Source organism: Humidesulfovibrio sp., assembly GCF_031082295.1.
GTDB lineage: Bacteria > Desulfobacterota > Desulfovibrionia > Desulfovibrionales > Desulfovibrionaceae > Humidesulfovibrio.
Map to the genome: position 1 here is coordinate 40,742 of NZ_JAVHLD010000016.1, position 20,732 is coordinate 61,473.

Consider the following 20,732-nt stretch of genomic DNA (forward strand, 5'->3'; position numbering starts at 1 on the left):
CCGTGGCGGAAGCGAAACTGACGGCCGCCGCGCTCAAGCGCTGGGCGCGCGCCTGGGGCGCCAGCCTGGTGGGCATCGCCGACCTGGAGCGCCTGCGCGGCATCGACACCGAACCGGCCGACCTGCTTGACGGCTTCACTCGCGCCGTGAGCCTGGCCGTGCGCCTGAGCGACCCGGTGCTCGACGCCATCGTCGACCGGCCCACGCCGCTGTACGCCCAGCACTACCAGAAGGTGAACGCCCTGCTCGACGAGCTGGCCCTGCGCGTGTCCCTGGCGCTGCAAAAGGCCGGGGGCCGGGCGCTGCCGCTGCCCGCGTCCCAGGTGCTGAACAGCGAGCGCCTGACCTCCTACCTCTCGCACAAGGCCGTGGCCGTGGCCGCCGGGATCGGCTGGCAGGGCAAGAGCCTGCTCACCGTGACGCCGCAGCATGGCCCGCGCGTGCGGCTGGTGACGGTGCTGACGGACCTGGCGCTGACCCCGGACCAGCCGCTGAAGAACCGCTGCGGCGCCTGCACCGCCTGCGCCGACGCCTGCCCGGCCCAGGCCATTCGCGGCGCGAGCACCGACAGCCACTACGCCTCGCGCGAGGAGGCGCTGCACTTCGACCGCTGCCGGACCAAGGTGCTGGACGAGTTCGCCAAGCTGCCGCACATCACGGGCGGCATCTGCGGGGTCTGCGTTGCGGCCTGCCCCTTCGGCCGGAAGGGCGGCCGGAGCAGGGGCGCAAAGAAAAGCGCTGAGCCCGCCCACACCCCCGGGTAAACCCGAGTCCGTCGACGCGGCCCAGCGCTTGTGCCGGCGCGGAAATTCCCGATTCCCCTTCGGTCAATCCCCGGCGACTATTCCCCCAGCCCGAAGCCCGGCGTCATGAGCCTGCCCGTGAAGGTGGTCTCGTAGCCACCCAGGGCCTGCATGCGCTCCTGGAACTGCGGGGTCTCGATGACCGCGCGCAGGGTCTTTATGCGCGGGTCGTCCAGGTAGGCCGCCGGGAACACCAGGTCGTAGCGCTCGTGGGCCAGGGGCGCGAAGTCGAGCGCCAGGGCCTTGGCCGCGGCGAAGATGCCCAGGCCGCAGTCCGCCGCGCCGGTAAGCACGTTCACGGCCACGGCCATGTGCGTGAACTCCTCGCGGTCGTAGCCGCGCACAAGCTGCGGCGCGATGCCCGCCACGTCCAGGTGGTGGTCCAGCAGGATGCGCGTGCCCGCCCCGCGCTGGCGGTTGATGAAGCCCACCTCGGGCCGGGCGAGGTCGGCCACGCCCTTGATGCCCTTGGGGTTGCCCTTGGCCACGATGAGCCCTTGGTGGCGGATGGCCAGGTTCAGCACCACAAGGTCCAGGCCAGGCAGGTGCTTACTCAGGAACGGAAAGTTGAAGTCCTTGGTCGCGGGATCGAACAGGTGGCAGCCCGCGAACAGGGCCGAGCCGTTCTTCAGCGCCGTGAGGCCGCCCATGCTGCCCACGTGGCTCGACACCAGGCGCAGCGGCTCCGGCAGGCCCATGAGCTCGTTGGCCAAGAGGTCCAGGATGTTGTCGTGGCTGCCGATGTGCACCAGGACCTTTTCCAGGCCGCCCGGCGGCACCAGCAGCTCGGCCTCGATGTCGGCGTCCTGCTCCAGGCCCTCGCTCTGGGCCGGGATGCGCGTGACGGCCTGGGCCCGCGTGAGGCTGGTGATGAGCCCGGCGCCGCGCGCCAGGGGCGCGGCCACGAAGCCCTCGCCCACCTTGCCGACAGCCAGCCGCACGATTTCCTCCATGCCCGGGCGCGACGGGGTCTTGCGGGCCAGCCGCGCGCGGATCTTCTGGCGGCCGGGGGACTGCTGGCGGGTCAGCCAGCGGACGACGGGCTCTAGGACATCTTCGAGGCAGACTACCGCGCTCACCGGGTAGCCCGGCGCGCCCACGAGCAGGCGGCCCTGCACGTCGCTTCCCATCTTGTCCGTGGTCACGCCTAGCACGGTGGGCTTGCCCGGCATCACCGCGATGCCGTGGCACAGCACCTCGCCAAAGGCCTCGAAGGTGCTGCGGGTGAAATCCTTGCTCCCGGCCGAGGAGCCCGCGCCCACCACCACGATGTGCGCGCCGTCGGCCAGGGCTTGGCGCACGGCGGCCTGGAGGGCCTCGGCCCGGTCCTGCACGGGGGCTGTCCAACTGGGCAGCGCGCCCCAGGAGGCCGCGATGGACCGAAAGACCTGGGAGTTGGACTCGATGACCTGCCCGGGCTTGGGCGTGGGCTTGTCCAGAAAGTTCAGCACCTCGTCGCCCGTGGGGATGAACGTGAGGCGCACGCGCTCCCACACCGGCACCTCGAAGATGCCCGCGGCCAGGAGCGCGCCGATGTCGTAGGGCGTGAGGGTGTGGTTCTGCGGCAGCAGAAGTTCCGTGGCCACGATGTCCTCGCCGATGCGGCGCACGTGCTGCCAGGGGAAGGCCGGGGCCTCGATGCGCACGGTGGCGTCGTCCACCTGCTCCACGTGCTCGATCATGACCACCGCGTCCATGCCTTCCGGCAGGCAGTGGCCGGTGTTCACCGGGTGGAAGGACTTGGGGCTTTTGAGGGTCACGGGGCTGCCCTCGCGCGCGGCGAAGGTGTCGCTGGAGCGCACGGAGATGCCGTCCATGGCCGCGGCGTGGAACGTGGGCGAGGAACACCGCGCGAAGATGGGGCCGCTGGTGACGCGCCCGCAGGCCTCGTGGGCGGGGATCGTCTCCTCGCGGATGAGCCTCGGGCGGTCCAGGGCGGACTTCGCCAGGAGCACGGCCTGCTCGGGCGGAATTGTGGACAGGTAAACGTTGCGATCGGACATGCTGGACTCCCCTGTATCTCGTCGACTATGTCGGCATTGACATAGATGCCCGAAGGGGGCCGCAATTGTCAAGATCGCGCGGCCTTGGCGTGATGTGGCCCCGGCGGGCCGGTCAGCGTTTCGTCGACCGGTAGGTGTCCTTGTTGCGGTGGCGCTGGAAGCGCGTCACGGCCTGGTTGTGCTCGGCCAGGTTGCGGCTGAACTCGTGGCTGCCGTCGCCCTTGGCCACGAAGAAGATGAAGTCGTTCTGCTCCGGGTTCAGGGCGGCCTTGAGCGAGTCGAACCCCGGCGAGCAGATGGGGCCGGGCGGCAGGCCCGCGTGGGCATACGTATTGTACGGGTTGGCCGGGTCCTCCAGGTGGGCGCGCTTGAGGTCGCCGCCGAAGCTCTCGCCCAGGCCGTAGATGGTGGTGGGGTCGCACTGCAGGCGCATGCCGAGCTTCAGCCTGTTGGCGAAGACCCCGGCGATGCGCGCCCGCTCGGAAGGGTCGCCGGTCTCGCGCTCCACCAGGGAGGCCAGGATGACGACGCGCCTGAGCTCGTCGGCCGGGGGCAGGCCCTCGGGCCAGAGCTTCTTGGCCTGGCGGGAGAACTCCTTCAGCATGGCCTCCACCGCCGCCGCGCTGCTGTCGTCGAAGCTCTTGGGGAGCTGGTAGGTCTGGGGGAACAGGTAGCCCTCGGCGCTGGCCGCAGGTATCCCGTATTTTTCGAGCAGGGTGGCGTTTTTCATGGCCTGGGCGAAGCCGTCGCGGCTGGCCAGCCCCTCGGCCTCGAACAGCGTGGCCACGGTCCACCAGGGCAGGCCCTCGCGCACCTGGATGCGATGTTGCAGGCCGCTGGTGGTGGTGAGGACGCGCAGGATCTCCTGCGGGGTCCAGCCGGAGTTGAGCTGGAACTCGCCCGCGCGGGCGGAAGTCATGCGGGAGTGCAGCTTGGCCAGGAAGACGAAGGCCTGCGCGCTCTTGATGAGGCCCTGGCGTTCCAACTCACCGGCGATGGCGGGCAGTGTCATGCCGGGGCGGATGAGCACCACGACCTCTCGGCCGGGCACCTCGGCCGGGCCGAGAAACACCACCAGGGCCACGGCCACGGCGATGGCGATGGTCAGCACGAAACCGGCGAAGGTCCACAGGATGGGCCTTAGGCGGGATTTCGGGCGATCCAGGCTTCCAGGATCTGGACTGCCGACTGGCTGTCCAGGTTCTCTTTCCTTTTCCGGCTCCACAGACCGGCCTCCTTCAACTGCTCTTCCGCCGCGGCGGAGCTGAAGCGCTCGTCTTCCAGATAAATGGGGCAGCTGACGCGCCTGCCCAGGCTCTCGGCAAAGTTGCGGGCCTGGCGGGTGGTCAGGGAGTCCTCGCCCTCAAGCGTCAGGGGCAGGCCAACCACCACGGCGCCCACGCCCTCGGCCTCGATGAGGGCCACCAGCGCCTCGAACAGGGCGTCGCGCGTGGTGCGCTCGATGCTCTTGCGGGCAAACGCCATGCGGCCTTCCGGGTCGGTGATGGCCAGGCCGACGCGCCTGGTGCCGAAGTCTATGCCGAGGGTGCGCATGGTGTGTTCCGCCTTGTGCCGCGCGGTCCGGGGCGGGTGCTGGCCGGGGGGGCGTGGCGGCGCGAGTGTGCTTCGACAGGCCGGGGGCTGTCAATGGCTTTGCGCGGGGCAACCGCATGGATGCGCCTGGGCGTCAATGAAAGGGCGGCCCCTCCCGGTTGGGAAGAGCCGCCCCTGTTGGGAGCTTGTGTCGGCGTGGCGCCTTGGGCCGTCTACTTGCAGACCTGCCCGGACTTGAGCGCCTGGCCCGTGGCCCCGGCTTCCTCGCGCAGTTGGCAGATGAGCCTGTTCAGCACCTGCGCCTGCCTGGCCAGTTCCTCAACGGCCTGGGCGGCCTGGCTCATGGCCTGGGATGTTTCGTTGGAGATGGCGCTGACCTGCTCGATGGAGTGGTTGATCTCCTCGCTGGCGGCGGACTGCTCTTCGCTCGCCGTGGCGATGGAGCGCACCTGGTCCGAGGCGGAGTCGACCAGCTGGACGATCTCCGTCAGGGCCTGGCCGGACTGGCCCGCCAGTCCCGTGGCGTCTTCGATGAGGTGCACGGACTTGTCCACGCCCTCGACGTTGGCCCGGGTGCTGCGCTGGATCACGCCGATGGCGTCGCCCACCTCCTTGGTGGCGCTCATGGTCTTCTCCGCGAGCTTGCGGACTTCGTCGGCCACGACGGCGAAGCCGCGCCCGGCGTCGCCCGCGCGTGCGGCCTCGATGGCTGCGTTCAGGGCCAGCAGGTTGGTCTGGTCGGCGATGTCGGTGATGACGGTCATGATGCGGCCGATGTCTTCGGCCTGCGCGCCCAGGGTGCCCATGTCGACCTTGAGCTGGGTGGTCTGCCGCTGCACGTCGTTCATGCCGGTCATGACCTTGTTCACGATCTCGGAGCCGGTCTGGGCCTTCCTGCGGGCGTTGTCGGAGGTTTCGGCGGCCTGGGCGGCGTTCTTTGCCACCTCAAGCACGGTGGCGTTCATCTCCTCCATGGCCGTGGCCGTCTCGGTGACGCGCATGGCCTGGCGTTCCGCGCCCTTGCTGGATTCGCCGATCTGGGCCGAGAGCTGGGCCGAGGCCGAGGACACGATGTTCACGATGTCCTCAAGCTTGCTCGCCGCGGCCATCATGCCGTCGCTCTTGGCGCGCTCGGCCTCGAGCTTGGCCTGTTCGGCCTCCGCGGTGGCGATTTCGGCCGCGCGGGCCTTTTCCTCGGCCTCCTTGGTCTTGGCCTGGATGTCCTTGATGTTCTGCTCCAACACCCCGGCGGTGGTGTTCAGGGCGTCGTAGATGGCGCCGATCTCGTCGCTGCGGGTGTTCTCGATGCGGTGGTCGTAGACGCCCTTGGCGATCTCATCCACGAAGGTGGACACGGCGTTCAGCGGGCGCAGGATGAAGTTGTTGCTGACGAGCAGGACGGCCAGCGCCATGACGAGCAGGCTCACAAGGCCGACGCCCGAGAGCAGGAACAGGGTCTTGACCACCGGGGCCTTGATCTCGGATTCCTCGATGAAGCCCATGAGCTTCCACTTGGTCTTGGGCGAGGTGTAGACCAGCCCAAGATAGTTCTTGCCGTCGATCTTGAATTCCGCGCTGCCCGACTCCATCTTGAACAAGGTGTCCAGGTGCTTGGCCTCCAGTTCGGCGACCTTCTTGAAGTTGTACTCCTGGTGCCTGGGCTCGGCCATGATGACGCCGTCGTCCTGCACCAGAACAAGGTAGCCGGTGTCGCCCAGCTTGACCGACTTGATGAGCTCGGTGAGGTTCTTGAGCGAGATGTCGATGCCCATGACGCCGATGACCTTGCCGTTGCGCACGACAGTGCGCGCAGCGCTGGTGACGGCCTCGCCGGTGGTGGACATGTAGGCCTTGGAGAGCTTGGCCTTGTCGGTCAGGGGCTTGGCCTCGGTGTACCAGGGGCGCTTGCGCGGGTCATAGCCTGCGGGCATGTCGGAGTCTTCCAGGGCGCTGACAAAAGCTCCGTTCTCGTTGCCCATGAACACTTCCACGTAGGCCGTGTGCGTGGCCTGCACCGAGGCGAAGAAGTCAACGAGCTTGCGGCCCATTGCGTCGTCGGGATCGACCGTGGCCTTGCGCTTCTCGGTCGTGCCGACGTGGGTGGTGGTCACCTCGTCCATGCGCATGGCCAGCGGGTTCTTGGCCAGCATGTCGGCGTTCAAAAGGCATTCGTCAAGGAAGAGGCTGATGGCGTAGTCCACCTGGCTCATCTCACCCCTGGCGGCGCGCACGTATGATTCGCGCGACTGCTGGCTGAAGTTTACGGCCACAATGGTCAGGATGCCCGCCAAGATGGCGGCGATGACCGCCACCAGCCCAAATATCAGTCGTGCCTTGATGGAGCGTGTCATGCTGCCTCCGTGTTAGCAGTTCAGCCTCTTGGGGACGGAAAACCGGTTCACAGTAATATAAGACCACAATGCCTATCGGAATGCGAGGAAATATAATTAGCGCTGGCCAGCTCTGATATTCTGGCTAGTCCTTCCAGCGCTCGCGGATTGCCCATATCTCCTTGGTGTGGCGGAAGAAGGCCTCCACCACCCTGGGGTCGAACTGCGTGCCCGCTCCCTCGCGGATGATCTGGTGGCACTTCTCCCCGGGAAAGGCCTGCTTGTAGGGCCTGTCGCTCGAGAGCGCGTCGAACACGTCCACCACGGCCACCACCCGGGCCTCCACGGGGATGGACTCCCCCGCCAGGCCGAAGGGGTAGCCCTTGCCGTCCCACCGTTCATGGTGGAGCAGGGCCAGGATGCGGGAGAGGCCCAGCAGCTCGGTGTCGGCCATGCCCAGGGCGTAGACCGGGTCCAGGCAGGTCTGGTGGGCCTCGTCCTTGCTGGAGAGCGGCCCGAGTATCTCGCAGCCGTACATGCAGTGAAGTTGCATGACAGCCCACTCGGCCTCGGTGAACTTGCCTGGCTTGAGCAGAATTTCGTCGGGGATGCCGATCTTGCCGACATCGTGCAAAGGCGCGCATTCGCGCAGCATCTCGCAGCGATCCTCGGGCAGGCCAACGGCCCTGCCCAGCAGCGCGCTGATCTCGCCCACGCGGATGACGTGGCGGCCGGTTTCGTTGTCCTTGTATTCCGCCGCGCGGCTCAAACGCTGCATGACCTGGCGGCGGGTGAGCTCAAGCTCTGCCGTGCGCTGGTGCACCAGGAGCTCCAGGTTTGCCTGGTAGTCCCTGTTTTCGCGGATGAGCCGGGCCTTTTCCAGCGCCTTGTCCAGGGTGTAGTCCAGTATCTCGAAGCTGTGCAGCGGCTTGGTGATGAAGTCCCAGGCGCCCAGGCGCACGGCCCGTAGCGCGTCCTCCACGATGCCGACGCCCGAGAGCACGATGAGGGGCAGTTCCTTTGTCCTGGCCACGGCCTCCTGGATGAACGAGTAGCCGTCCATCACCGGCATGTTCAGGTCCACGATGACGGCTTCGAGGCTGTGCAGGTGCATTTCCAGCAGGGCCAGCCCCTCTTTTCCGTTGGCGGCCTCAAGCATGTCGAAGTCGCGGTCTTCAAGGTAGGCGCAGAGCGAGCGGCGCAGGCCGGGTTCGTCGTCGATGACCAGGATGGACATGTTAGGCTTCCTCTTGAGTGATGAGTTCGCGGATACGCGCGAGCACGTCGGCGGCGTTGGCCGGCTTGTAGAACACGTCGGCCTTGACCATGCCCAGGTCCTGCAGGGCTTGTGATACGGAAAAGTCCACGGAGCCGGTGTGGACGATGAAGTGATGGCAGAGCTTGGCGGCGGCGGCGGATTCGATGAACTCCGCACCGTCCATGCCCGGCAGGCGCATGTCCACGACACAGAGCTCGGCCGGGCGCTGCCGGAGCAGTTCCAGCGCGTCCTCGGCGGAAGCCGCACCGAAGAGGTCGAACTCGTCGTACTCGCCCAGGTAGTCCATCAACAGCTCGCGCACGCGCTCCTCGTCGTCGAGCACAAGTATGGGATGAAGCTTGTCAGCCATGGTCTGCCTCCCCGGAGTCGGCTGGCAGCTCTATGAAGAACGTCGTGCCCTTGCCAGGGCTTGAGGTCATCCACATCTTGCCCCCGTGCCCCTTGGTGATGATGAAGTAGGACACGGACAGGCCAAGCCCCGTGCCCACGCCGGGTGGCTTGGTGGTGAAGAAGGGCTCGAAGACCTTGCGCTGGGTGTCCGGGTCGATGCCGGGGCCGTTGTCCGCCACCTCGATGTGCACGCAGTCCTCGCCCGGGCGCATGCGGATGTCGATGCGCGGATTCGGCGTGGGCGGGTTGGCCATGGCCATGGCCTGGGCGGCGTTGCGCAGGAGGTTCAGCAGCACCTGTTCGATCTCGGTCTCCGTGCAACTGCATTCCGGCAGATCCTCGGCCAGGTCCAGGCTGATCTCTATGCGCTTGAAGTCATAGGACTTCTTGAGGTCGTAGTCCGAGGAGGCCAGGAACACGGACTGCTCGATGATGCGGTTGAGGTCGCAGGTTTGGCGCTTGGACTCGCTGCGGCGGCTGAAGTTCAGCATGTTGCGGATGATGCCCGAGGCGCGCAGGGCCGCGCTCTGGATGTCCTCCAGGAACACGTCGAGCTTGCGCGCCTTCAGGTACGCCTGGAGCTTCTCCATGGGCAGGTCGAGGCTGGCCGCGGCCTCCTGGTTCTTCTTCTGGTCCGGGCTGGTGCGCAGGATGAGGTTCTGCACGGCCTGGTGCACGATGCCCAGCGGGTTGTTGATCTCGTGCGCGATGCCCGCCGCAAGGCTGCCCACGCTCATCATCTTTTCCGACTGGATGAGCAGTTCCTGCATGCGGCGCTCGTTGGTGATGTCGTGGATGATGTTGACGTAGCACTGCTCCCCGGCGATGCTGACCAACTGCGCCGAGCTGACCACCCGGCGCAGTACGCCGTCCTTGCGCCGCAGCCGGAATTCGAAGTCGTTCACGTGGCCCTCGGCCAGGAGCTTGGCGATGAACTTGTCGCGCTCGCGCAGGTCGTCCCAGATTGTCAGCTTCGTTACATCGCGGCCGATGGCCTCTTTGCGGGGGTAGCCTGTGGTTTTCTCGAACGCTGCGTTGGCGTCGATGCGCACCGAGTCGCTGAGGCGGACGAAGCTGATGCATTCAGGTGCCATCTCAAAGATGCGCGAGAACTTCTCCTCGCTTTGGCGCAGACGCTCCTCGGCCTGCTTGCGTTCGGTGATGTCGCGGAAGATGCCCTCCACGCCCAGCACGTTGCCCGCTGCGTCGCGGTAGAAGCTGGCGGTTGTGGCGGCCTGCACCGGGGTGCCGTCCTTGCGCTTGAGCAGCAGTTCGTAGTCCTTGATCACGCCCTCGGCCGCCAGCTTGGCCAGGAGCGCCTTGCGTTCGGCCGGAATCATGTAAAACGACTCCGTGAGTTGCCCCAGAACCTCGTTCACGGAGTCGTAGCCAAAGAGCTTCAGGCCCGAGGGGCTGACCATGATGAGACGGCCCGCGGCATCGCTGCGGAAGTAGACGTCCTGCATGTTCTGGATCACAGAGCGGTAGCGCTCCTCGCTCTCGCGCAGGGCCTGCTCGGCCCGCTTGCGCTCGGTGATGTCCTCAATGGTGCCGTCGATGAAGGTCGGCTGGCCGTTTTCGTCCATGTGCAAGGCGGCGTTGATGATGGCCTGGAAAACGGTCCCGTCCAGGCGCAGGAAGTCGACACTCATGCGCGCCCCTGAGGGAGTGGCGAGCAGGGCGTCAAGCAGGCGCTGGCGGTCCTCCGGTTGCTGGTAGAGTTGCCTGCCCAGGTCCGTGACGCCTGCAAGGAAGTCCTGGACGCTGGCGTAGCCGTGCATGCGCGCCAGGGCCGGGTTGGCCTCCAGCACGCCGCCGTGGAAGTTGGACCGAAAGATGCCCATCGGCGAGTTGGTGAAGATGGCGCGGTACTTTTCCTCGCTGGCCCGCAGCGCCTGAAGCGCGGCCCTCTGCTCGGTGATGTCGCGCCAGTTTGTGTAGAGCACTTCCTTGCCCCGGATGTGCACGGGAGAGAGGGTGACCTCCACCGGGAACAGGCTTCCGTCGGCCCTCTTGTGGATCCACTCGAAGCGGTTGATGCCTTTCTCCACGGCGGTGGCCATCATGCGCTCGGCCTTGGTCATGGAGGGCTCGCCGTCTTCCTGCAGCTCCGGGGAGAGCGCGCCGGGGTGGGTGTTGAGCAGGTCCTCCTTGCGGGCATAGCCAAGTATGGACACTGCGGCGTTGTTGCAGTCCACAAACCTGCCGCCTTCAATGATGAGGGCGGGGTCAGGGGAGCCGTTGAAGATCTTTTCGAGGGTTTCGACGTTCTCCCGCAGCTGGTTCTCCAGGCGTCGGCTCTCGGTGATGTCCCGGCCCTCGACGATGAATTGGGTCACCTGGCCGCCCTGCCCGGTCAAGGGGGAGAGGGAAAAATCCACCGCGGTGGGGTTGCCTTGCGCGTCGTTGTTCACCACCTCGCGCCGGACCAGTCCTCCATTCAAGGCCGTGGCCATGTCCCTGCGCAGGGAGGCCTCGGCCTGCTTATGGTCGGGCCACCAGGGGCAGTCCCAGAAGGGCCTGCCGAGCACATCCTCACGGCGGGCCTCTATGAAGGACAGCGCGCTCTTGTTGATGTCCAGCACGTTTCCGTCGAGGTCCAGCAGGCCGCTGAACTGGAACGTCTGGTCGAAGGCGGCCTTGGCCAACGCCTCGCTGCGTCGAAGCTCCTCTTGCACATCCTTGATCTTCTGGATGTCCAGATTCAGTCCCACCAGGCGCTTTGGGCTGCCGTCGTCGTCCCAGGCGATGGCCCGGCCCTTGCCGAGCACCCAGCGATAGCTGCCGTCGGTCTGGCGCATCCGGTACTCGGCCTCGAACAGCCCCAGGCCACCAGAATCGATGTAGCCCCTGAGGGTCTGGTCGGTGCTTGTGCGGTCCTCCGGGTGCAGCAGCCCGAACCATCCTGCGAAGGTGGCCTCCACGGCGCCGGGAGCGAGGCCGAGCATGGCGTACCATTGGTCGCTGAAATAGGCCTGCCCGGTGGCCGGATAGAAGTCCCAGACACCTGCGTTGGTGGCCTCGGTGGCCAGGCCCAGGCGCTCGGTCTGTTCCTGCAGCTCCTGCTGGGCCTGGCGCAGGCTCTCCATCTTTTCGCTCAGCCTGCGCTTGAGGTAATAGCTGATCGCCCCCAGCCCAAGCAGCAGCAGGACGGTGAACACGCCGACGAGCTTGATGAAGCGCAAGGCCTCCGGGCTCAGCATGCCCTCGCTGGAGAGGGATATCCAGCGCTTGCGCGAGACCTCGATGTCCTCGTCCGAAATCTCGGCCAGGGCCTTCTGCACGGCGCTGTAGAGCAGGGGGTACTTTCGGCTTATGCCGATGCTGGAGTGGGAGGTTATGCCCGTGAGGCCGGCCACGCGAAGGTTGGTCAGGCCGTCTTGCTCAATGTAGTAGGAGGCGCTGGCCAGGTTGTCCACAAAGACATCCACCACGCCGAAGGACACGTCGCGCAGGCCTGCGCGCACGTCGAGCACGGGTACCACTTCGAAATGGTCTTTGCCGCGATCGGCCACCTGCTTTTCAAAGGAAAAACCGGCTCCCACGGCCACGCGCCGCCCGGCCAGATCACTCCATGTGACGGTGCCGGGAAAGGCCCGGGTGGTGGTGATGAAGACAAGGGGGACGGAGATATAGGGGGCTGTGAAGTAGGCGAAGCTCTCGCGTTCCGGCGTGCGCTCGATGACGGCGCAAAGGTGGGTGCTCCCCTCCTCCAGGCTGGCAAGCTGCTCGACCCAGTTGAAGCTCGGCACCTTTTGGAAGGTGATGCCGAGCAGCTTTTCGATCCTGGCGATGATGTCCGCGGACAGGCCCGTGTATTTTCCTTCCTTGTCGCGGAACTCCAGGGGGGGGAAGTCGGCCTCGTAGGTCAGTACGATGGCGCCCCGGTTGTCATCCAGCCATTTCTGTTCTTGGGCGGTCAGCCCAGCGAAGGGACGCTCCTTGGAATATGCCGACAGCGCGCAGAGCAAGATGCCAAGCAAGAGCACGACAATTGCGGGCAAGAGAACCGTTTTGCGCAAGCACTCCTCCAGAAGGACCCAGGATGAAGCGGTCAAGGGCGGAAGCCTAAGTCTATGATTATCTCATGTGGATAATTTCGGCAAGGAGATATGAGAAAAGCATTGTTAGTAAATCCTGTTGTGCGTATTTCTGCGTGGCTGTGAACAGGGGCCGGAGCCGCGCCTCCTCGTGGGGTTCCCGCGCTTGTTTTCGGTCCGGCTGCGATGTAGATAATTCCGTCGGCATTCCGAAAGTGAGAGAGCGCCTATGCCCCTGATGCTGCCGCCAAGACCAGCGACCGGCGACCCGAACGTATCCAGGCCCCGCAAGCCCTGGCTGGCCGGGGTGCTGTCCTTCCTGGTGCCGGGCCTGGGCCAGGTGTATGTCGGCCGTACCCGCCGGGGGTTGGTCCTGCTTGGCGTGGGGTGCGCGTGGCAGGTCCTGGGCATCGGCGCGGCCGAGGCCTTCCGCTGGTGGCTCATGTCGCTGGCGGGATATCTCCTGCTTTGCTGCGCCGCGGGGCTGGATGCCCTGCGCACGGCCAGGGTGTTCGGGCCTTACCATCCCGGCCCGAAGAACAGCGCCATCCTCTACACCGGCTGCGTGGTGGCCTTGGTGACCACGTCGCTCCTGGCTGGCCTGGCCGAGCGCGAGTACTACCCCGTCTACACCGTTGCGCAGACCTCCATGCGGCCCACCCTGCGCACGGGCGACCACCTGCGCGCCCAGTCCCTTGGCCCGCGCGACATCATCCGCCGGGGCCAGTTGGTGGTCTTCGAGTACCCCTCGGAGCACTCGTTGATATTCGTCAAGCGCGTGGTGGGATTGCCGGGAGAGGTGGTGGAGGTGGAGGACGGCCTGGTCTACGTCAACGGCGATCCCATCGAGGAAGGCTACTACGCCGTGCGCAGCAAGAACTCCAAAAGCCTGGACATGCCCGCCGCGCGGCTGGCCCCGGACGAATACTACGTGCTGGGCGACAACCGCTACGCCACCTTCGACTCGCGCAGCTACGGGCCGGTGAACCGGGCGCGCATGCTGGCCACTCCGCTGTACATCGTCTATTCCGTGGGCGACGACGGCGCGTGGCGCACCGACCGCATCGGCCTGCCCGCCAGATAGCGCTCAGTCTGTTGTTTTCGCAAACGAAAGCGCAGGGCTATGCGCTGCTCAGGATCTCGCGCAGCGCTTCTGACAGCGCGCTCTGGCTGTAGGGCTTGGCCAGCACACGAAGGATGTTCGGGGGCAGGTCCGGGGGCATCTCGCCCGCGTGCAGCCGCCCGGACACCATGACCACGGGCAGGCCCTGGTGCTCAACGGCCAGCCTGCGCGCGAACTCCACTCCGTTGACGCCGGGCATGTCGAAGTCCGTGAGCACAAGATCGAACGCATCCGGGTTCTCGGCCAGGGTCGCCAAAGCCAGGGTGGCCGAGGCGGAGGGCGTGACCTCGTAGCCCAGCCGCCCGAGCACGCGCGGGATGGTGGCCAATTGGTCCTGGTCGTCCTCCACGAAGAGGATGCGGCCCTGGCCCCGGCGCACCTGCTCGCCCTGGCTCTGGTCGGCCTCGCCCTCTCGCTCCAGCAGCGGCAGGTAGATGTCGAAGCTGGTGCGCTCCCAGGGGATGCTCGACACGGCCACAGCGCCCTTGTGCGCCGTGATGATGCCGTGGACCACGGCAAGGCCCAGGCCGGTGCCCTCGGCTTTGCCCTTGGTGGTGAAGAAGGGGTCGAAGATCTTGCTCAGGATGTTCTGGGGGATGCCCGGCCCGGTGTCGCTGATGCACAGGCGCAGGTAGTGGCCCGGCGGCAGGGACAGGGTCTCGGCGGAGGCGGTGTCGAGCACCTCGTCGTTCAGCGTCAGGAGCAGGTCGCCTCCCGTCTCGCGCATGGCCTGGAAGGCGTTGGTGCACAGGTTCAGGAACACCTGGTGCAGCTGGATGGGGTCGGCCAGGGCCAGGGCCGGGTCGCGGCGGATGTCTTCGCGCACGGTGATGTTGCGCGGCAGGGAGGCGGAGAGCAGCGACAGCGTCTCGCGCACCACCTCGGCCACGTTCACGGCCTCGAATCCGGCCTGGGACGGGCGGCTGAAGGCCAATATCTGGCGCACAAGCTGGCTGCCGCGCTGGCTGGCCTTGAGCACGCGCAGGATGTCGCCGGTCATCTCCGAGCCCTCTTCCAGGTCGAGCAGGGCCAGTTCGGCCGAGTTCAGGATGGTGGTGAGGATGTTGTTGAAGTCGTGCGCGATGCCGCCCGCTAACGTGCCGATGGCTTCCATCTTCTGGGACTGGAGCAGCATGCGCTGGGACTCGTGCAGGGCGCGCTCCGCTTCCTCGCGCTTGGTTATGTCCTCCACGATGCCCTCGAACGCCAGCAGGTTGCCGGAGGAATCCGCGACGCCGCGGATGTGCAGGAACACGGCCATGCGCTGGCCGTCCGGGCGCTTGATCTCGCGCCGGTAGCCCGCTGCCCCGCCCGGTCCGGGCGCCGCGGTGAGCCAGGCCTCGGCGGCGTCTCCGGCCAGGAAGCCCGCGCCCATCTCGCGCAGGGCCGCGAGGTCGGTCTGGCCGAGCATGTCGAGCAGCGCGCGGTTGGCGTCGAGCAGGGTGCCGTCGGGCGCGGCGCGGAAGATGCCCAGCACCGAGTTCTCGAAGATGCCGCGGTACTTTTCCTCGGCCTGCCGCAGTTCCTCCTCGGCGCGCTTGAGCCCGGTGACATCGCTCAACACGCCCACCAGGCCCATGGTCTCGCCCTTGGCGTTCAGGTAGGTGGCCTTGCTCACGATCATGGAGCGCTCCCCGCCGTGGGCCGCATCAAGCGAGCATTCGTAGATGCGCGAGCCGGGAGCCGCCAGCAGTTGGCGGTCAACCTCGTCGCGCAGGCAGTCCGCTTCGGCCAGCGCCGGGTCGCCGATGTCTTGCGGGAGCTTCCCCGCGATGCCCTCGCGGGTGGTGCCGAAGAAGCGCTCGAAGGCCAGGTTGCAGTCCTGGAAGGCGCTGTTGCGGTCAAGCGAGTAGATGGGCAGCGGGATGGCGTCCATGAGGATTTTGAGGAACGAGAGCTGGTCGTTGACGCGTTCCTGGATGCGGCGGCGCTGGCTGATGCTGGCCACCAGGAGCACCAGGATGAAGATCAGGGCCATGAGGCTGACGATGATGGTCCAGAACAGGCCCTTGTTGATGGTGTAAAAGGCGTAGGGCTCGTTGATGATGTCGCTGCCGGAGGGCAACTCGTTCGTGGGGATGTCGAGCTTGCGCAGCACGACGTAGTCAAAGGCGTAGGGGTCGTCGAAGCGGTCCACCACGGGCACGTTGGCGGGCTTTTCCCCGGTCATGATGCGGAAGGCCTGGCGCGCGGCCATGCGGCCGTGGTCCACGCCGCTGTGCAGGCGCCCGCCCACAAGCCCGTGGCCAAGCAGAAAGCGCCAGCAGCTGTAGACCGGCATGTTCACGTTGGCCGAGATGAGCTCCACGACCTCGTCGGCGGAGTAGAGCTTGCCGTCGCGCTCCAGGTACACGGGGATGACGAAGAGCATGGCGTCCTTGGGCATGGTGCCCAGGCGCTCCATGATCTCGCCCAGAGGCAGGTCATCCCAGAATTCCATGTCCAGGATGCCTTGGAGCCTCGGCACCACCTCGCGGATCTGGCGCTGGATGGCCGCGCCGGTGACCGAGCGGTCGCCTATGACGATCATGCGGTGAAGGTTTGGATGCAGGCGCGCGGCCAGCCGCAGGGTGGACTCGAAATCCACGTTTTCCACCACGCCGGTGATGTTGGAATGCCCGGCGAGGCGTTCGCGCCGGAAGTCGTTGACCCCGCAGAAGACCACGGGCACCCCGGGCAGCATCTTGTCCTGGTAGTCCAGGATGAAGTTGTAGGCGAAATCGTCGGAGGCGATGATGATGTCGAAGTGGGCGCCCTTGAATTTCTCGCGGTAGAATTCATAGAGCGACTTCTCGCGCTCCGGCGTGGCGAAGCGCTTGGTGTCCATGTACTCGATCTGCAGGTCGACGGCGTAGCCGGACTCGGCGAAAAACGAGCGAAGCCCGGTCAGGATGTCGTCGGACCAGGCGTAGCCATTGTGGTAGGAGTTGAGAAACAGGACGCTTTTGCGGACGGGCTCGGCCTTTGCGTCCGGCGGCGGGAAAAGGCCGGCTGCGGCGAGCAGCAGCAGGCAGAGGCAGGCTCGCGCAAAAGCCCTCATGGCGCGGACCGCGAGCATCCCAGGCTGGGGAGCGCGACCCTCCTGGCCAGGAGCAGGCGGGCGGCTTCCGCCAGGGCCGTGCCGATGGCGGGGCTCTTCCTTCTGTTGAACGGCATGCGCACCTCCATTGAAGGAAGCATTGTTGTCCGCTTTCCGTCCTGCGTCAAGAATGCCTTGACGGGCTGTGGCGTACTATGTATTATATTTTCATACTTTCACAAATAGGGGGCATTTATGGCAAAAGTAAAGATTATCATTGCTTCCGCGCTGATGGCGGCCACCCTGGGTTGGACCGGCGTCTCCATGGCCCAGGACCAGACACAGACGCAAGACCAGACGCGCACGCAGGATCGCCTCCGCGAGCGCACCGAAACCACTGAGCAGACTCGTGAGCAGGTGCAGGCCCGCACCCAGGAGCGCACCCGCAGCAACCTCGGCATGGGCTCCGGCTATGGCGGCTCCGGTGGCGGCTCCGGCTCCGGTGGCGGTGGCGGCGGCGGTGGCGGTGGCGGCGGTGGCGGCGGCGGTGGTGGCGGTGGCGGTGGCGGCGGCGGTGGCGTTTCGGCCAGCACCGTGAGCGCGGCGCCCGCCTCCTCGAGCAACCCCGGCGCCGGACCCACCCAGGGCGCGGGCATGATCACCATGGCTTACGCCGGTGCGGGCTTCCCGCCCATGGAGCTGCGCGTGGGGCAGGCCATGAGTCTGGCCACGGCGGGCATGCCGCCCACCCCAGGCACCACGGCTTTCGTCTCCGAGCCCACCGCCGGACACGTGGTTCCCTCGCCCGTGGGCTATGTGCAGCCGCCCCCGGCCTCGCAGTTCCACGGCCCGCGCAACAGCCACGTGGCGCACCACCCCCAGGTGGTGAAGTCCCACGTCATCAACGAAAACACCTACGAGCCCTACAAGGCTTCCTACGTCTGGGAACCGCGCCAGCCGGCGGCCTCACTGCCCTTCCTGGCCTCGGACTACGTGAAGCCCTCGGCCTACGAGGTCCCCCACGTGATCTTCCCCGACGAGCGGCCCGTGGGCATCGCCCTGGTGGAGGGCAGCGCGCGCCCGAACACCACCTTCACCGAGGTCGTCAACCAGAGCCTGAACCTCGACCTGTCCGAGCCGCGCACCATGACCGTGCAGAACTCCTTCTCCGAGGAACGCAACCTGGTGCTGGACAACTCCATCAACCGCAGCCTCTCCTACAGCTTCCCCGAAAACCGCGAGAGCACGGTGAACATGAACCTCTCCCAGACGGTCAACGCCGACAACTCAGTGACCAACGAGCGCACAGTGCAGAACGTCACCGAGGCCCCGGCGCGCGTGCTGAACATGGTCTTCACCGACGCCCCCGCCGCCGCGCCCTCGGCCGTGGTCATGGGCGGGCCGATCATGGCGCGCGTGGCCTAGGTCCGCCGCCCCCCCTCGACACCCTCTCCGGCTTCTGGCATATTGCGGACCTGATATCATTCTTCAGGAGAACCGCATGCACACCCCCTTTGCCCGCACCCGTAGCTGTAGACCGGCCAACCGCCTCGCCTTGCTCCTGGCAATGGCCCTCATCCTCTCGTTTTTCGCGCCGCTCCCGGCCCAGGCCCAGCTCAAGTGGGGGGTCAAGCCCGTGCAGAAGCAGGCCGCCGCCGCAGACAACGCCCCGGAGAAGGTCGCGCAGGACCGCGCCAGCGCCGAGGCAGGCAAGGCCGAAGGCCAGTACGCCCTGGGCGGCCGCTACCTGGAAGGCAGGGGCGTGGCGCGGGACTACGCCCAGGCCAGGACATGGCTCCTCCTCGCCGTGGGCCAGGGCCACGCCGGGGCGCAGCACTGGCTGGGCGTCATGGAGCGCAAGGGCCTGGGCGGGCCGGTGAACATGGCCGAGGCGACGCGCCTGCTGGCGCTCTCGGCCAACCAGGGCAACCCGCTGGCCCAGTTCGAGCTGGCGGAGATCTGGGACAAGGGCCTGGCCGGCGCCACGGACAAGGAGGAAGCCCTGCGCTGGTACCGCGCCAGCGGAACCCAGGGCAACGCCGAGGCCCTGTACCGCGCGGGCATGATGCTCCTGACCGAGCCCGCCGTGCGCAAAAGCGACGCCGAGGCCTACGACCTGCTGCTCATTTCGGCCCGGCGCGGCCACGCCAAGGCCATGTACAACCTGTCCACGCTGCTGGCCCAGGGCCGGGGCGTGAAGCGCGACCCGGTGGCCGCCGCCAAGCAGTGCCGCCTCGCGGCCGGGCTCGGCGTGGTGGAGGCCCAGTACACCATGGGCCTGCTGCTCATGCGCGGGGAGGGAGTTCTGCAGGACCGCACCGAAGGGCTGCGCTGGCTGCGCACGGCCAGCACCGCGGGCCACGCCCAGGCCAAGGTCCAGCTGGCCGTGGCCGAGGCCGAGATCCGCGGCGACAAGAACCTGGACGAGACCACCCGCCAGCTCAAGCAGGCGGCCATGGCGGGCGACGCCAAGGCCCGGCTGCACCTGGGCACGCTGTATGTCTCCGGCGCGGGCGGCCTGCCCAAGGACCGGGTGCAGGCCTACGTCTGGCTGGAGCTGGCCGCCCAGGGCGGCGAGGCCATGGCCGCCATCCACCGCGACGCGCTGGCGAAGACCATGTCCAAGGCCGAGCGGACCCGCGCCACGGAACAGGTGCGCGCCCTGACGCCGCAACCCGTGATCTAGCCGCGGGAAGCCCATGCCCAGGCCGCCGTCCTCCGACCATTGCGCCGCCCCAGCCGGGGACCGGCAACAACCGGCGGCCCCCGCCCCGGAGGTCCTGGCCCGGCGCGAGCGATTCCCGCGAGGACTCGTTCAGCCCGAGGGCGGCTTTCGCTTCGGCGCCGACACGCTCCTGCTCGCGTCCTTCGCCGCCAGCGCCATCCCCGGGGCCGCAGAGCGCGGGGCCAAGCCCCTTTCCGGGCTGGACCTCGGCACGGGCTGCGGCGCGGCGTCCATCGCCCTGCTGCTGCTGCGCCCGGACCTGGAGCTCCGCCTCACCGGCATCGACATCGGCCCGGAGATGGTCGCCGCCGCCAGCGCCAACGCCCACGACCTGGGCCTGGCCGAACGCTTCCAGGCAGAGCTGGCCGACGTGCGGGAATACCCGCGCCCCGGCCTGGCCGCCACCTTTGAGCTGGCCCTGGCCAATCCGCCCTTCCGCAAGCCCGGCACCGGCCGGGCCTGCCCCGACGAGGCCCGCAACCGGGCGCGGTTCGAGGGGCCGGGCGGGCTCGCCGCCTTCGCCGCCTGCGCCTCAAAGGCCTTGCGCCCGCGCGGCAGGCTGTTTGTGGTGCACCTGGCGGAGCGCCTGCCGGAGCTGTTGCGGACCTTTGCCGACGCGGGCCTGGCGCCGCGCCGGGCGCTGCCGGTGCAGGGGCGCCCCGGCCAGGCGCCACGGCTGGTGCTGCTGGAATTTCTGCGCGGCGGCAAAAGCCCGGGCGGCTTCGCGCTGCTGCCGCCGCTGACCTTGTACACCCAGGCCGGGAGCCTGAGCCCCGAGGCGGCGGAATTCTGCCCCGCCCTGGCGACAAATCCGCTCCGGGCCGGGGTTTAGGACGGGCTCACCACTTGCAAACGCAGGCAATGCGGAGTAATGATCTACCCCTGCCCGTCCCTGGCGGCATGCAAGAGGGGCGTGAGGCACAAGACGACAAACATAATGAGGATTCCACGATGAAGAAGTTCAGCGCTCTCCTGCTCATGGTGGCCGTGGCCAGCCTGCTCGCCGCCTGCAACAACACCCCCAAAATCGCAGTTGTCGACGGGGCCAAGGTCTTCCGCGAGTCCAAGCCCGGCCAGGACGCCATGGCCTACCTGCGCACCAAGAGCAACGACCTCCAGGCCGAGGCCAAGGCCGCTCAGGAAAAGGTCCAGGCCAAGCAGACCCAGGAGAACGCCGCCGCGTTCCAGGAGGCCGTGACCAAGTACCAGACCACCATGGGCGCCGAACAGCAGCGCGTCGTGGGCCTCCTGCAGGATAACTTCAACAAGCTGCTGGACAAGTACCGCAAGGACAACAAGGTTGACGTGGTCATCGCCAAGGACGTGGTCCTTTCTTCTGACGAAACCACCGACATCACCAACAAGATCATCGAAGAGTTCAACAAGACCACCATCGACATGGCCGCCAAGGCTCCGGCCGCCGACGCCGCCAAGCCCGCCGACGCCGCCAAGCCCGCCGACGCTGC

14 protein-coding genes are annotated in these 20,732 nt (G+C 67.1%); 6 read left to right on the forward strand and 8 right to left on the reverse strand.

Translation table 11 applies throughout. The annotated features are described in order from the left end of the window. The first annotated feature begins 2 nt into the window (after positions 1–2). A complete protein-coding gene (locus tag RDU24_RS09965) occupies positions 3–764 on the forward strand; it encodes a 4Fe-4S double cluster binding domain-containing protein (RefSeq protein WP_308735601.1) in 762 nt (253 codons plus the stop codon). A 77-nt stretch (positions 765–841) separates the two neighbouring features. Here RDU24_RS09965 and RDU24_RS09970 read toward each other — a convergent pair whose 3' ends face one another. From RDU24_RS09970 to RDU24_RS10000, 7 genes are all read right to left on the reverse strand, one after another. Next, positions 842–2,806 (reverse strand): molybdopterin biosynthesis protein, encoded by a 1,965-nt coding sequence (locus RDU24_RS09970; RefSeq protein WP_308735602.1) that lies wholly within the window; start codon positions 2,804–2,806, stop codon positions 842–844. A gap of 112 nt (positions 2,807–2,918) precedes the next feature. Further along, positions 2,919–3,917 carry an endolytic transglycosylase MltG gene (gene mltG, locus RDU24_RS09975; RefSeq protein WP_308735603.1) on the reverse strand — a complete coding sequence of 333 codons (999 nt, stop codon included), beginning with the start codon at positions 3,915–3,917 and terminating at the stop codon, positions 2,919–2,921. Positions 3,918–3,946: 29 nt separating this feature from the next. Next, positions 3,947–4,360 carry a Holliday junction resolvase RuvX gene (gene ruvX, locus RDU24_RS09980; protein WP_308735604.1) on the reverse strand — a complete coding sequence of 138 codons (414 nt, stop codon included), beginning with the start codon at positions 4,358–4,360 and terminating at the stop codon, positions 3,947–3,949. Positions 4,361–4,572: 212 nt separating this feature from the next. After that, positions 4,573–6,711: a methyl-accepting chemotaxis protein gene (locus tag RDU24_RS09985; protein WP_308735605.1), complete on the reverse strand. Its 2,139-nt coding sequence runs from the start codon at positions 6,709–6,711 to the stop codon at positions 4,573–4,575. A gap of 124 nt (positions 6,712–6,835) precedes the next feature. Next, entirely contained in the window at positions 6,836–7,927 is a 1,092-nt protein-coding gene (locus RDU24_RS09990; RefSeq protein ID WP_308735606.1) for an HD-GYP domain-containing protein, read from the reverse strand. Position 7,928: 1 nt separating this feature from the next. Next, positions 7,929–8,318 carry a response regulator gene (locus RDU24_RS09995; protein WP_308735607.1) on the reverse strand — a complete coding sequence of 130 codons (390 nt, stop codon included), beginning with the start codon at positions 8,316–8,318 and terminating at the stop codon, positions 7,929–7,931. Beyond that, entirely contained in the window at positions 8,311–12,381 is a 4,071-nt protein-coding gene (locus RDU24_RS10000) for a PAS domain S-box protein (protein WP_308735608.1), read from the reverse strand. Before RDU24_RS10000 ends, RDU24_RS09995 begins: the two co-directional genes overlap by 8 nt. 247 nt (positions 12,382–12,628) lie before the next feature. On the opposite strand from RDU24_RS10000, the gene lepB reads away from it, so the two are divergent. After that, on the forward strand, positions 12,629–13,483 hold the full coding sequence (lepB, locus tag RDU24_RS10005) for a signal peptidase I (RefSeq protein WP_308735609.1): 855 nt from the start codon (positions 12,629–12,631) through the stop codon (positions 13,481–13,483). 37 nt (positions 13,484–13,520) lie between these two features. Here the strand turns inward: lepB and RDU24_RS10010 are convergent, their stop codons facing one another. After that, positions 13,521–16,562, reverse strand: a complete 3,042-nt coding sequence (locus RDU24_RS10010) for a hybrid sensor histidine kinase/response regulator (RefSeq protein WP_308735610.1) — start codon at positions 16,560–16,562, stop codon at positions 13,521–13,523. A gap of 234 nt (positions 16,563–16,796) precedes the next feature. Between RDU24_RS10010 and RDU24_RS10015 the strand changes: the two genes are divergently transcribed. From RDU24_RS10015 to RDU24_RS10030, 4 genes are all read left to right on the forward strand, one after another. Beyond that, positions 16,797–17,966: a hypothetical protein gene (locus tag RDU24_RS10015; RefSeq protein WP_308735611.1), complete on the forward strand. Its 1,170-nt coding sequence runs from the start codon at positions 16,797–16,799 to the stop codon at positions 17,964–17,966. A 76-nt stretch (positions 17,967–18,042) separates the two neighbouring features. Beyond that, a complete protein-coding gene (locus RDU24_RS10020) occupies positions 18,043–19,227 on the forward strand; it encodes a tetratricopeptide repeat protein (protein ID WP_308735612.1) in 1,185 nt (394 codons plus the stop codon). Between the two features lie 13 nt (positions 19,228–19,240). Further along, positions 19,241–20,098, forward strand: a complete 858-nt coding sequence (locus RDU24_RS10025) for a tRNA1(Val) (adenine(37)-N6)-methyltransferase (RefSeq protein WP_308735614.1) — start codon at positions 19,241–19,243, stop codon at positions 20,096–20,098. 119 nt (positions 20,099–20,217) lie between these two features. After that, the coding region (locus tag RDU24_RS10030; RefSeq protein ID WP_308735615.1) for an OmpH family outer membrane protein at positions 20,218–20,732 on the forward strand (515 nt) is incomplete at its 3' end.

Excerpts from the sequence above, each read along its gene's own strand:
- RDU24_RS10025 (WP_308735614.1), top strand. The coding sequence starts at position 19,241 with ATGCCCAGGCCGCCGTCCTCCGACCATTGCGCCGCCCCAGCCGGGGAC.
- RDU24_RS09970 (WP_308735602.1), bottom strand. The coding sequence starts at position 2,806 with ATGTCCGATCGCAACGTTTACCTGTCCACAATTCCGCCCGAGCAGGCC.
- RDU24_RS10010 (WP_308735610.1), bottom strand. The coding sequence starts at position 16,562 with ATGAGGGCTTTTGCGCGAGCCTGCCTCTGCCTGCTGCTGCTCGCCGCA.
- RDU24_RS10015 (WP_308735611.1), top strand. The coding sequence starts at position 16,797 with ATGGCAAAAGTAAAGATTATCATTGCTTCCGCGCTGATGGCGGCCACC.
- RDU24_RS10020 (WP_308735612.1), top strand. The coding sequence starts at position 18,043 with ATGCACACCCCCTTTGCCCGCACCCGTAGCTGTAGACCGGCCAACCGC.
- RDU24_RS09985 (WP_308735605.1), bottom strand. The coding sequence starts at position 6,711 with ATGACACGCTCCATCAAGGCACGACTGATATTTGGGCTGGTGGCGGTC.
- lepB (WP_308735609.1), top strand. The coding sequence starts at position 12,629 with ATGCCCCTGATGCTGCCGCCAAGACCAGCGACCGGCGACCCGAACGTA.
- RDU24_RS09990 (WP_308735606.1), bottom strand. The coding sequence starts at position 7,927 with ATGTCCATCCTGGTCATCGACGACGAACCCGGCCTGCGCCGCTCGCTC.
- RDU24_RS09995 (WP_308735607.1), bottom strand. The coding sequence starts at position 8,318 with ATGGCTGACAAGCTTCATCCCATACTTGTGCTCGACGACGAGGAGCGC.
- ruvX (WP_308735604.1), bottom strand. The coding sequence starts at position 4,360 with ATGCGCACCCTCGGCATAGACTTCGGCACCAGGCGCGTCGGCCTGGCC.